This window comes from Fictibacillus sp. FJAT-27399 (assembly GCF_001510655.1).
In the GTDB taxonomy this organism is placed as follows: domain Bacteria; phylum Bacillota; class Bacilli; order Bacillales; family Fictibacillaceae; genus Fictibacillus_C; species Fictibacillus_C marinisediminis.
The window spans coordinates 391638-404332 of record NZ_LMVC01000001.1 but is presented as its reverse complement, the minus strand read 5'-3'; the positions used below and the strand labels follow the sequence as shown (position 1 = coordinate 404332).

Below are 12695 nucleotides of genomic sequence, written 5' to 3'. Positions count from 1 at the left end.
TCGACAATTGTAATGCCAATCCTTCTAAACTGTATAATTTATTGTAAAACTCCGTACCTTACCCGCCATCTGTCTTTCTTTGTCTTACCTTCCACAGCGATCAGTTTGCTCCTGCCGTATCCTCTTAAAGATAAATAATCTCCAGGTTCAACTGGGAAAGACACTTCTTCAGTAACCCTCCAATTGACCTTTGCTTTCGACCCTTGAATGAGAGGGCTGACTTTTGACCGAGAAAGCCCATAGATCTCAGAGAGAACCACGTCAAGCCGCAATGAAGAAACTGTTCCTTCTTTCATTTCATAAATCTCGTCTGATTCAATGAGATCATTTTCAGACACTTCTTTCAGCTTAACACTCGCTTTTCCGATTCGCTCTAAGTTAAGGCAGACGTAGTCGCTCACATCGCCTGCAACAACGATCTGCATCCTGTCCTTGTTTTGAAGGATATCACCAAACTTTCCTCTCTTCATTCCAAGGTTCATCAGAGAGCCGAGAACGTCTCGATGCTCCATCGTTACAAACTTTGCTGGATAGTGAATTTCCAATACAGAAACTTCAAAATCCTTTTTCTCGGGTACAAAATAAGAAGGATAGATTAATGCTCTTTTTCTCTCAGAAAAAGAAGAGCCTCCCCAGAAAGCCAGGGAAGCCTCCGAGCCTTTTCCAATCATGCTTTCAGCGATATCCTGCTCTCTTGGATCAAGAAAATCAGTCAGTTTAACAGAATATCGTTCCTCAGCTTCAGCCTTCCACTGCAGCACTTGATCAATAAAGGGGTATTCTTCTTTACGAAAATGCTGATATATGTTCATCTATGCTCCTCTGCCTTTAGGCCAGGTATTGGCCAATCCAGTAAATGACCATTTTCACACCAGCTTGTGCAAACGATAATGCAAATAATGCGACGATCGGAGAAATATCAATCATGCCAAGCGGCGGGATGATTCTCCTGAACGGCGCCAAGTATGGCTCCACGATTCTGGCAATAAATTGGCCGATGGAAGATTCCCTTGCATTCGGGAACCATGACATTAATATGTACGCTATGACTATATATCGATAGATAGTGAAAAGTTCGCTAACAAAGTTCCCAATCTGATATACCAAAGAAAGCCACCGTCCTCGTATTATTCGCCTTCCAGCATTTCCGAAATCGATCCGGAAATATCTACGTTTTCCGGTGTGCACAAAAATGTGTTAGGACCTAATTTTTGTATATCTCCACCGATCGCATAAACGGTTCCGCTTAAAAAGTCGACGATCCGTTTTGCCTGATCATGTGGAATGCGCTGCAGGTTCATGACAACCGCACGCCTGTTTTTTAATTGATCGGCAATGTCCTGTGCTTCCGCGTATACTCTCGGTTCAACAAGGACCACCTTGGATTGCTGATGAATACTTTGCAGGCTGACGACGTTCTGCTTGTTTTTCTTTGTTTGAGCAGGAGGATATTCACTCTCCACAGCCTCTGCACCATCCTCTTCAACTACCTCTTCATATACATATTCATCTTCTTCAAGGTCAAAAAAGCGCTTGAATTTGTTCTTTATGCTCATGATTGGCACCTCCTAAAATTCTTTGCCGACCAGGCTGGTCCCAATTCTGACGAACGTTGCTCCTTCCTGGACAGCTATTTCATAATCATTAGACATTCCCATGGAAAGCTCAGTGCATGGCGCAAATTCGTAATGCTTCGCCTGTATGTCATTTTGCAGCTGTTTAAGTGTTGAAAAAACAGAACGAAGGGTTTCCTCATCTTCTGTATGAGGAGCCATGGTCATCAGCCCTACGATCCGGATGTTTGGAAACTCTTTCATATTATCGACATATGATAGAGTTTTTTCAGCCGACAACCCATGTTTTGTTTCTTCTCCGGAGACATTGACTTGAACAAAACAATTGATGACACGGTCTGCCCTCTTATCGATCTCCTTAGCAAGCGAAAGCCTGTCCAATGAATGAATATAGTCAACGTAAGGGAGAATTTCCTTAACTTTTCTGGACTGAAGAGAACCAATAAAATGCCACGTCACATCATCACCAAGAACCTCATACTTTTCCTTGAGGCCTTCCGGACGGTTTTCACCGATGTGCTCAACGCCAGATTTCACTGCATCCACAGCCGTTTCAGTACTCACATATTTCGTCACGGCAATAATTTTAACGTCCTCTGGCTTTCTGTTTTTTTTCTTGCAAGCTTCAGAAATATTAGTTTGGATGACTGAAAGATTTTGCTGGATATTCACGTTCTGCTCCTTTCAAACGCCCGATATAGCTCATGATCCTGCCGGTTTTTCCAAGTTCCTTGCGATGAGAAAAAAATTGTTCATTATTGCAGCTGGTGCAATAAGAAGTTTCAACAATATTTTCCTCTTTCATGCCTGCCTGAATCAGGATCCTCTTATTTACTTCCCGCAAATCCAGCAAATAATGCGTCTCGTCTATCTGACGGTATGGAAAATTTGCTGTATCAGCCGGAAGCGCCTTGTTGACTTGTTTGATAACAAATTCATCTACCTCATAGCAGCAGCATCCGATCGATGGTCCGATTGCTGCAATGATGTCATCGGGCCTGACACCTTCAGCCTTCACCCATTCATCCACCATGTTTGCTCCGATCTTGCCGACTGTACCTTTCCAGCCTGCATGGGCAAGCCCGACAAGTTTGTTTTGGGGACTCAAAAAGAAAAGCGGCACACAGTCAGCGTAAAGTGAGGTTAGTAGTAGGTCTTCTTCTGATGTATATATTCCATCGGTGCCTTTAATCGCGCTTGCCAGATCTTTTGCGCCCTTTCCAGCATCCTCATGCGTAACTTTTTTTATGACTGCCTGATGCACCTGCTCAGTTCCGACCCAGTGGTCTAAAGCAGCTCCAATGGCAACACTTGCGCTCTGCCGGTTTTTTAGAACATCCTCCGGGTTGTCTCCGACATGGAATCCTAAATTCAATGATTCATATGGATGCTTGCTAAAACCATTACGCCGTGACGTGATGCCTGCTGTTAATCCGGTATGCTGGTTCATCCAGTCAGCCAGTTTAAACATGCTGCCTTGTTGTACAAATGGTTCAGCTCTCAAAACCGCACACTTCCTTCTGTGAAAAGTATTATCAAATTGAGACGGATATTGGGTTATTATGCTATTTATTTTATCACAGATGAGTCTTGAGCGTATAATGCTATTTACTTTTTCAGCTGATCAAAAGGTTCTTTAATATATTCTCCTGAATCCTGAGCGTCCATATAGCGGACAAGAATGACATCTGTCCCGATCTTTACGATATTTCTCCATGGAATGACAATATCACTTTCTCTTGCAAAAAAGCCGAGCATTTTTCCTGGCCCCGGTATGATCAGTGATTCTATCTTTCCCGTGCTTAAATTAATCTCCAGATCAGCGATATGTCCAAGTTTTTTGCCGTTCGCAACATTTACTACGTCCTTGACCTGAAAGTCAGAAATCTTCATCATCGTATCCCCGCCCTTCTTTTACTAACTATATGAGCGAGCTTGTAAAATCATGTACAGCAAACAACCCGCTTTATCAGCGGGTTGTCTTTTTAGCTGCTCTGTATATTTTTGTTCATCTGTGAGATGGCCGCTTTTTCCAGACGCGAGACCTGGGCTTGTGAGATTCCAATCTCATCGGCGACCTCCATCTGCGTTTTGCCTTGAAAAAATCTCATCGTCAGAATCATTTTTTCTCTTTCATTAAGGCGCCTCATTGCTTCTTTCAGGGCAATTTCTTCAATCCACTGAAAATCTTTAGCCTTATCATCACTTATCTGATCCATTACGTAGATCGGATCGCCGCCGTCATTATAAATAGGTTCAAAAAGAGAAACGGGGTCCTGTATGGCATCCAGTGCAAATACCACTTCTTCTTTAGGAACCTCCAGCACTTCAGCGATCTGCTGTGCCGTTGGTTCCCTTGAAAGCTTATTCATAAGCTGGTCTCTTACCTGCAACGCTTTGTAAGCGATATCCCGCAGAGAACGGGATACCCGGATGGGGTTGTTGTCCCGCAAATATCTTCTGATCTCTCCAATAATCATAGGTACTGCATACGTGGAAAATTTTACATTTTGACCAAGGTCAAAATTATCGATGGATTTCATTAGGCCAATACAGCCGACCTGAAATAAATCATCAACAAACTCCCCGCGGTTGTTAAATCTCTGGATAACGCTGAGAACTAAGCGCAGGTTGCCGTTTACTAACGTTTCGCGTGCAGTAGGATCCCCGTTCTGCATCTTTGTGAACAATTCACGCATTTCGGGATTTTTTAATACTGGAAGCTTAGACGTGTCTACTCCGCAGATCTCTACTTTGTTTCGGGTCAATGGATTTCCCTCCTACCGGGAGTTTTTTGTCAAAGTCAGTATTTCCCTGGCAGGAATTTTTATGCAGTAGCTTCATCTTCAGGAAGTAAAGCAGGATGCCGGAAATCATGCGGCAGTATAGCTTAATTGACTGGAAATTATTTTCAAAATAAGCAGAAGGGTATAAGCCAGCTGTTCCCCCCTGCTAGGAGGGTTTCAACCATCAGTATGCGATGCCAAATTTCAAAGCCAAATAAAAAAAGAGGCTGCTGCCTCCAATCAGACCATTTTATTAAATTCCTTTTGCAGCCGTTTAATAATTCTCTTCTCCAATCTTGAGATATAGGACTGAGATATCCCGAGCATATCAGCCACATCTTTCTGGGTCTTTTCTTCCCCTCCAGATAGTCCAAATCTAAGCTCCATGATCTGTTTCTCCCTGTCATTTAACGTAAATAAAGCCTTCAAAAGCAATTTCCGATCGACATTCGCCTCTAATCGGCGTGTAATAATATCCTCTTCTGTCCCGAGGACATCTGATAATAAGAGCTCATTTCCATCCCAGTCAACATTCAGCGGTTCATCAAAAGAAACTTCTGATCGTGTTTTGTTATTTCTGCGCAAATACATAAGGATTTCATTTTCAATGCATCGGGATGCATATGTAGCCAGTTTTATTTTCTTTTCAGGATTGAACGTGTTTACCGCTTTGATCAGTCCGATCGTACCAATACTGATTAAATCCTCTATATTGATCCCGGTATTCTCAAATTTTCTTGCAATGTAGACGACCAGCCTTAAATTCCTTTCGATGAGCAATGATTTAGCAGCCTTATCGCCGGATGGCAGCTTTTCAAGGAGTACAGCTTCTTCCTCCTTGCTCAGCGGCGGCGGAAGCGCCTCATGGCCGCCTATATAATGGATTTCCTCCGTTTTGATCCCAAGCTTAATTAACAGTTTGTACCAAAGAAGTGTCAGTTTCAGACGAAGCTTTCTCACTTTGCCATTCTCCCCTCTCCTTATTCTATGAGGCTGCTATGCTCTCGATACCATTCGACATGACTTCTGGATGCACAATGCAGGTAAACGCATTTTCACTTGACAATGCTGTATATGTTAACCCGATAAGAACTCTCGAACATGAAAAGTTCCCCTGTTTGCTTTTGATTACGACTTCATCCGGCTTGATGGCCGGGAGAAATTCACTGTCTTTCCCCACAGCACGAAATGGAATAATCCGCAGGCGTGATTCCCATGAATGCCCCGAGGCACCAATTTCGTTAAATGACTCCATATCTTTAGAAAACGCTATGATTTCCGGTGGAAGGTGTTCTTCGTGGATATTCAAGTCAAGGATCATTACAGGCACCTTGGTGATGGGGTCATGCAGCTTGTTTCCGCTGTCAATCAGCCCGGCAGCTTGTATGCATATATCCTCAATTCTGATTTCCACCTCCACCAATTCTGTATAATGGAGTTTCTGCACTTTAATGTCATCCACTCTTCTTTTGGAAAACAGCCATACTGCCGGAAAGCCGATACAGACAAACGCCCAGCTTAAAAGATCACCCTTTCCTGTACTCTTGGTCGCCAATACACCATGCATGATCGTTAAATCTGTCTGTAAGAAATAATGTGCCGCAAAAAGCCCCCCTCCTGTGACAAACGTTACAAAGTAAAACATCCCAACATTTTTAGCGAAGTATGAAAATTTTTGAAAACCAAATGACACGACCATGATGATCAAGGAAAAAACAAATTTGATGAGCGGATGATACATGCTGATATCCGTAGGAATGAAAAGCAGCAAAACATACGAAGATCCGATGAAAGAACCCGCAGCCAGTCTCCATTTTTGCATTTTGCGTTTTAACACCATTCCGGTTAAAACAATCAGCAGAAAATCAATGCAAAAATTAAGAAACCAAATGACATCCAGATAAAGTGTCATTTGTTTTCTCCTTTCTTAAGAGTTGAAACAAGTATAAAACAGGCGAAATATAAAGTCTGTCAATTTATGAGACAAGATATCTTTTTATTTTAAGAGATTTTGTCATAATCTACTGCTTGCAAAAAACTGTTTTGAAGGCATAAAAAAACACCTTTCATAGTCTGAAAGGTGTTTTGCAAGTATTGCTGGCGCTTCTTCTTTTCTTAGTTATCTTCTTCGGTTACGGTTGCGGTTTCGAAGGAAAGTAGGGATATCCAGTGTATCAGAATCGGATTGTGAAGGCGGAGCCGGACGGTTTTCGTTCGTCACTTCCTCACGCTGGTTTCCTTGGCTAGTTGGAGCCTTTGGAGCCTGCTGCTGGAATTTTGGACGCTGCGCCTGTGCCTGCATGGCTTGCATGTTTTCTCTTTCATCGAAACCGGTCGCAATAACAGTCACCAGAATTTCATCTTTTAAATCTTCATTGATAACAGACCCGAAGATCATGTTGACTTCAGGATCTGAAGCAGAGGATACAATATCTGCCGCTTCATTAACTTCATAAAGGCTTAGGTTGGCTCCTCCAGTAATGTTCATCAGGACACCCTTGGCACCGTCGATTGAAGTTTCAAGCAATGGTGAAGAAATGGCCTTTCGTGCTGCCTCAGCTGCTCTGTTTTCGCCAGTGGCAATACCAATACCCATTAGAGCAGAACCTTTTTCAGTCATGATCGTTTTAACATCGGCAAAGTCAAGGTTGATCAATCCAGGTACAGCGATCAAGTCAGAAATCCCTTGTACACCTTGTCGCAATACGTTATCTGCCTCACGGAAAGCTTCAAGCATCGGAGTGTTTTTGTCAACGATTTCTAGTAGTCTGTCATTTGGAATGACAATCAATGTATCTACTTTTTCTTTGAATACGCTGATTCCGCCAACAGCTTGAGTAGAACGTTTTCGTCCTTCAAACGTGAAAGGACGGGTAACTACACCTACTGTCAATGCTCCCATTTCCTTAGCGATTTCTGCGATTACAGGAGCTGCACCTGTTCCAGTTCCTCCGCCCATACCAGCAGTAACAAAGACCATATCGGCCCCGCGCAGGGCTTCTTCAACCTGTTCCCTGCTCTCTTCCGCCGCTTTTTTTCCAATTTCCGGGTTGGCTCCTGCACCCAATCCCCTAGTAAGCTTCGAACCGATCTGCATTTTAATCTGAGCCTTTGAAAGGTTTAGTGCCTGGGCGTCAGTATTCACGCAAATAAATTCTACTCCTTGTACACCGTGCTCAATCATGCGGTTAACAGCGTTGCTTCCGCCGCCGCCGACACCAATGACCTTAATTGTAGCTAATGAATCCATGTTCATATCAAACTCTAACATGAGCGTTCCTCCTAATGACTAGTTAAACCTGTCTCTTATTCGAAAAATAAACCAAACCAATTTTTCATTTTGGATTTCATGCCGCCTGCGTTTTTATCACTTTGCTGCTTTGCCGCTTGAGGCTGTTTCTTTCTTTGCTGGACCTCTGCTCCCTCAGTAAGGGCAGAAGCTACCTCTTTTCCTTGTACCTTAATGTTGCGGTACGTAAATTGGATGAGGCCGATACCTGTCGTATATTGCGGCTCTCTGACGCCGATATAATCCGGCAGGGAGACCCTGACATTGTTTTGGAAAATTTCCTGTGCCAATTCCAGCAATCCAGGCATCGCGGCAACACCACCGGTTATCACAAATCCTCCTGGCAGATCTCTATAGCCTCTTCGAATGAGCTCTTCGTCAGCTAGTTCGAGCATTTCAGCAATACGGGCTTCAATAATAAGAGCCAGATCGTACTGACTGATCTCCTGATCTGATGAGGATCCAATCTGAGCGACAGAAAACGTTTCGTCTTTTGATGCATGATCAACAAAAGCATGTCCATGCTTGACCTTTATTTTTTCTGCATCTTCAGCAGTCGTTCGAAGTCCGATAGATATGTCTTTAGAAATGAACTCTCCGCCGAATGGAAGAACGGTGGTCATCTGCATTGTTCCCTGATCAAATACGGACACTGTAGTTGATCCTCCGCCGATATCGATTAAGGCTGTTCCTAAGTCCATCTCATCCCTGGTAAGGGCTATTGAAGCAGTAGCCAGTGGTTCAAGACAGATATCAGCAACTTGCAGCCCCGCTCTTTCCACGCAACGCAGTAAATTATGTAATATGGTCTTAGATCCTGTTACGATCGTTCCTTCCATTTCCAGCCTGACTCCGAGCATACCGCGCGGATCAATAATTTCATCGGTTCCATCAACAATAAACTGTCCAGGTATGACATCAATAATTTCCCGTTCAGGAGGAATTGAAACTACTTGAGCAGCATCAATCACGCGTGCAATGTCTTCATCCCCAATTTCACGGTCTTCACTGGAAACAGCAACTACACCATGGCATGGCTGAAGCTGAATATGATTTCCTTTCACACCTACAATTACTGCATTAACCGGTATACCAAGCATTCGTTCTGCCTGTTCAACCGCTTTTTTTATGGAACGAACAGTTTCATCGATATCAACAATAGATCCTTTTTTTATTCCTGCAGATTTTGAGTGACCTACACCAATTACATTAAAGGATTCACTGGTCATTTCTCCAATGATAACTTTAATATTGGATGTACCGATGTCTAAACTTACATAAATCTCGTTGCTGTTCATTCTTTGGCACCTCCTTGAGTTTAAAATGTCCGTTATATACTATTCGTCTATCCGTTATGTAATTATATCGGTATACGAGTGGGTTAATTAAGGAATAAATTCCACAAACAAGGATTATTCCCTCTTTTTTTTCTTAAGTTTTTAAGAAAATTAACTGTTTTTTCTAGATTTGCTCCATTTTGAAATAATAAGCCGGCGAATGACAGCTATATTATTAAACAATCTGACGCCAAAAGCAAATATTGCCGCCAAATATAAATCAATTCCAAGATGTACCCCTAGATAGGCAAGGCCTGCCGCAAGCAGAATATTAAAGAAAAACCCGCTGATAAATACCTTATCCTCGAAATTCCCTTGCATGTGGGCCCGAATTCCTCCGAACAACGTGTCAAGCGCTGCCAGAACAGCGATAGAAAGGTAGTTTGTATATTCATAAGGAATCCGTATTTCAGATAAAAAACCCAATACCAGACCAATGATTAAAGCCAAGACCGGCAGCCACATTATAATTCCTCCTTTGCCTGCTTCATGTATTTTACACGGATGGGTTTATCGTAAGCGGGCAGTGTCAGCTGGTTTTGTGGCTTAGAATCAATGTATAGGTTCTCCCTCACAAAATCTTCCGCAGATTGCGAAGCAATAATTTTATTTTGAAGTTTTTGGGCATCATCTGATAATACTTTGATTTCAATAGGAAACGAGCCGAGCGGCTGGTTATTTATGTAGGTTTCACCATTGACTTCCCTGATCGGTGTAGTCGAGATGATTCGCTGGCCATCCACTGAAATATCCTTTGCTTCATATCTGTTCAGTTCATTGATCAGCCTTCTGATCAATTCCGGATAGAGTTTTGGCGCTTCTCCTTCATTAAAGGGTTCGATGGTGATCAGAATTCCTTGTCCGCTCACTTCTGTCAAACCTGCCGCCTCTTTTAAGTCATTAAGCGCTTTTTCCATCGCCTCTGTTTTTTCCTTCTTTCGTGATTGTTCATAATCATCTAAAAGATCCTGATACTTTTTGATTTCATTGTTTAGATCCTGCTGGCGCTGTTTCTCTTTTTCCAAGTCCGCACGGAGTTCCCACGTATCTCTTGTGTCTCTTGTTATGGGATTGTTGGTTGTCTGAAACTGAATGGCCAGCATTACGCCCAGAATGCAGGCAACGCCGGCGAATATTGCTTTTCTTTTGTTGTTCAATTGGCTCATCCCTCTTTGCTTAAATAAGGATCCATCGTAATTCCATCCTTTGTCGCTACTCTAACTTCAATGCCATCATTGACGAGATCATTGACTACAGATAAATTCAACGATTTTTCCATTATTGACTTATCTCCGATCGCTGTAATGGTAAAAGGAGCTGGATATTGATTGCCGTCTACGCTGACGACCGGACCCACGCATGTGATATAGCTGCTGTGGGAAATCCTTTGTCCGTTAACAGCAACAGCTTCCGCTCCTGAAACAAGCATTTCGTAGATCACGCTTCGAATGTGCTCTTCATGAACAATATAATTATTGGGATTCTCACCATCTGGAACATAAGATGAGTCCGAGAGGGTTACTTCAATTCCTGGACCCTTAACTTTAACGCTTCCAACTACTTTCCTCATTTTTTTCAGGTCTTCAACTAAGTTATAGGATTTCTTCTCCTGATCCGCTAGTTTGTTTTCTCTTTTTTGAATTTGAAGCTGAATTTTTTTTAATTCCCCGTTCAATTTCCGGTTAGTCTTTTGGGTTCTCAATATACCGCTTCTCAAACCATCCTCTTGTTTCCACTGGCTGTTCGTTTCATGAGTCGCTGCTTCCTTTTTCGTAATTTGATAGGAGTACGATAGAAAAAAGCCTGTCACGAGCATGATGATCGAAAAGAAAACATACTTACCTGTCGGTTTCACTCTTAGGTGCCTCCTCTTTGCCGAATTCATGGAAATACGTGCTGACATCCATATTGATAACCCCTTTTTGATGAGGTCCCAGCTGCTGTACGATGGATGGGTAAGCCTCCATTTTTCTGGCAAAATGGGTGATCGAGGACCTGACTTCGTAACCGTCTGTCATATAAAGAATGATTCGATTGCCGTCCTTGCTTTCAGTATCTAATTGAATCTCAGAAATACGGTGGGCGATCCCTTTCGTCAGCTTGCCGAGTTCCTTCGCCATAGGTTTCAAGAGCTTCCGGTCCTTCCAGTCTGTGATGATTGGTGCGTTTACTGGCAACGAGCCCTTTTTCATACCAGCAAGGAGTTTCCCGCTTTCGAGAACAGGATAATATTTTCCATTTTCCTTCAGATAGCCTACTCTATGAAATTCCTTCACTTCTATGATGAGATGATTGTAGAACTTTTTATGTACATCAACAGAGGAGATCTCCCCCATTTTTAGTATGCCTTTTTGAATGTCTTCATCCGACAGGTTCAGAAAAGAGGTGTGAGGGCTGATTTTAGCCGCTTTAATAATGGCTTGGTCGCTGATGTTTTCGTTCCCGCTCACGGTTATCTTTTTTATGTCACTGAAACTGGATTGGAAATAGACAAATACCAATATCAGCAAAAAGAAAAGGGACAAGTAAATAATCATTCTTCTGTTTGTTTTTTGTTTGCGCTGCGTTTTTAATTTGGGAATGCGGTCTTCAATCGTAACAACTTTTTCCTTGTCCATTTCCTTTCCCCCGTGTAAATACAAATAACTGAATACCATCCTTCATATGTAAAGAGAAAGGAAAACAGCTATGCAAGCTATTCTCCTTCTCCAATAGGAACCATCCAGTCCGATTTATGTCTATTAAATTATAACATAAGTTAACGTGAACGATGTGGCATTTTTTAGCTTTTTCTGCCGATTATCTCCACTTCGGTCTCGATATCGATATTGTGCAGTTCTTTGATCTTTTTCTGGATCAGCGAGATCAGATCCAGGACATCTTTCGCTTTGGCATTTCCAGTGTTTACAATAAAGTTAGCATGCATGTCAGAGATCTGTGCACCCCCGACAGTTGTTCCTTTTAAACCAGAGGATTCAATAAGCTGGCCCGCATAATTCGGAAGAGGATTCCTAAATACGCTGCCGCAGCATGGATAGTTCCAAGGCTGTGTATTTCTGCGGTAGTCCTTATTCTTTTTCAGTTCAGCCATTATGGTTTCTCTGTCGCCTTTTTCAAGAAGCAGAACGGCTTCCACGCAGATCCCGCCGGTTTTCTGTAGTACTGAGGTACGATAAGAGAACTCCATTTCTTCATTGGTGAGCCATTTCAACTCCCCATCGGGAAAGAGGACCAATGCTTCTTTCAAGATTTTTGACATGTCTGATCCATGAGCTCCGGCGTTCATGAATACGGCTCCGCCGAGAGATCCTGGAATTCCTGCGGAAAATTCAAGTCCTGAGTATCCTTCGCGGGATAGAACGGTAGCCAGTTTGACGAGGGAATACCCCCCTCCAATCCTAAACTCGCCCCCATTTTGTTCAAGGCTGTCTAGACCGTCACCCAGCTTTATGACGACTCCTTCGATTCCTTCATCCGATACGAGCAAGTTTGATCCTCGGCCGATCGGACGGAAAGGTACACCTGCTGCTTTAATGTATTCCATTGCTTTTTTAAGAGAGTCTGTATTGTTCGGCTCAAAAAAAAGATCTGCAGGCCCTCCGATTTTTAATGTAGTATGGTTTTTCAGCGGCTCATTTTCCAAAACTTTACCTAAGTTTTCATTCCGCAGTTGATCTGCCAGTTTATTCAAAAAAATCCCCCCTATATC

General features: G+C 42.7%; 16 protein-coding genes. All 16 read right to left on the bottom strand.

All coding sequences use genetic code 11. The features are described from left to right. Window positions 1-38: 38 nt before the first annotated feature. Window positions 39-812, bottom strand: a complete 774-nt coding sequence (locus tag AR335_RS02115; protein WP_062231652.1) for an RNA-binding protein — start codon at window positions 810-812, stop codon at window positions 39-41. Between the two features lie 16 nt (window positions 813-828). After that, window positions 829-1107 carry a YggT family protein gene (locus tag AR335_RS22835; protein ID WP_234293161.1) on the bottom strand — a complete coding sequence of 93 codons (279 nt, stop codon included), beginning with the start codon at window positions 1105-1107 and terminating at the stop codon, window positions 829-831. 20 nt (window positions 1108-1127) lie between these two features. After that, window positions 1128-1556, bottom strand: a complete 429-nt coding sequence (locus AR335_RS02110) for a cell division protein SepF (protein ID WP_062231650.1) — start codon at window positions 1554-1556, stop codon at window positions 1128-1130. A 12-nt stretch (window positions 1557-1568) separates the two neighbouring features. Then, complete coding sequence (locus tag AR335_RS02105) at window positions 1569-2246, bottom strand: YggS family pyridoxal phosphate-dependent enzyme (protein ID WP_062231648.1); 678 nt, start codon at window positions 2244-2246, stop codon at window positions 1569-1571. Then, complete coding sequence (gene pgeF / locus AR335_RS02100; protein WP_062231646.1) at window positions 2209-3078, bottom strand: peptidoglycan editing factor PgeF; 870 nt, start codon at window positions 3076-3078, stop codon at window positions 2209-2211. Before pgeF ends, AR335_RS02105 begins: the two co-directional genes overlap by 38 nt. 104 nt (window positions 3079-3182) lie before the next feature. Beyond that, complete coding sequence (locus AR335_RS02095) at window positions 3183-3470, bottom strand: YlmC/YmxH family sporulation protein (RefSeq protein ID WP_053354569.1); 288 nt, start codon at window positions 3468-3470, stop codon at window positions 3183-3185. An 89-nt stretch (window positions 3471-3559) separates the two neighbouring features. Next, the gene (gene sigG / locus AR335_RS02090; RefSeq protein ID WP_062231643.1) at window positions 3560-4342 is read right to left on the bottom strand and encodes an RNA polymerase sporulation sigma factor SigG; all 783 of its coding nucleotides are present in this window, start codon (window positions 4340-4342) and stop codon (window positions 3560-3562) included. 258 nt (window positions 4343-4600) lie between these two features. Continuing rightward, complete coding sequence (gene sigE / locus AR335_RS02085) at window positions 4601-5320, bottom strand: RNA polymerase sporulation sigma factor SigE (protein ID WP_053354571.1); 720 nt, start codon at window positions 5318-5320, stop codon at window positions 4601-4603. Between the two features lie 25 nt (window positions 5321-5345). Beyond that, a complete protein-coding gene (spoIIGA, locus tag AR335_RS02080) occupies window positions 5346-6272 on the bottom strand; it encodes a sigma-E processing peptidase SpoIIGA (protein ID WP_062231641.1) in 927 nt (308 codons plus the stop codon). A gap of 207 nt (window positions 6273-6479) precedes the next feature. Further along, window positions 6480-7631, bottom strand: coding sequence for a cell division protein FtsZ (gene ftsZ, locus AR335_RS02075; RefSeq protein ID WP_053354573.1), 1152 nt, complete (start codon window positions 7629-7631; stop codon window positions 6480-6482). 35 nt (window positions 7632-7666) lie between these two features. After that, window positions 7667-8947, bottom strand: coding sequence for a cell division protein FtsA (gene ftsA / locus AR335_RS02070; protein ID WP_062231639.1), 1281 nt, complete (start codon window positions 8945-8947; stop codon window positions 7667-7669). Window positions 8948-9097: 150 nt separating this feature from the next. Further along, entirely contained in the window at window positions 9098-9451 is a 354-nt protein-coding gene (locus AR335_RS02065) for a small basic family protein (protein ID WP_053354575.1), read from the bottom strand. Beyond that, on the bottom strand, window positions 9451-10143 hold the full coding sequence (locus AR335_RS02060) for a DUF881 domain-containing protein (protein ID WP_053358282.1): 693 nt from the start codon (window positions 10141-10143) through the stop codon (window positions 9451-9453). Before AR335_RS02060 ends, AR335_RS02065 begins: the two co-directional genes overlap by 1 nt. Before the next feature lie 5 nt (window positions 10144-10148). Continuing rightward, on the bottom strand, window positions 10149-10841 hold the full coding sequence (locus AR335_RS02055) for a DUF881 domain-containing protein (RefSeq protein WP_234293160.1): 693 nt from the start codon (window positions 10839-10841) through the stop codon (window positions 10149-10151). Further along, complete coding sequence (locus AR335_RS02050) at window positions 10825-11604, bottom strand: cell division protein FtsQ/DivIB (RefSeq protein WP_062231633.1); 780 nt, start codon at window positions 11602-11604, stop codon at window positions 10825-10827. Before AR335_RS02050 ends, AR335_RS02055 begins: the two co-directional genes overlap by 17 nt. A 164-nt stretch (window positions 11605-11768) precedes the next feature. Then, on the bottom strand, window positions 11769-12677 hold the full coding sequence (gene murB / locus AR335_RS02045; protein WP_062231631.1) for a UDP-N-acetylmuramate dehydrogenase: 909 nt from the start codon (window positions 12675-12677) through the stop codon (window positions 11769-11771). Window positions 12678-12695: the final 18 nt, after the last annotated feature.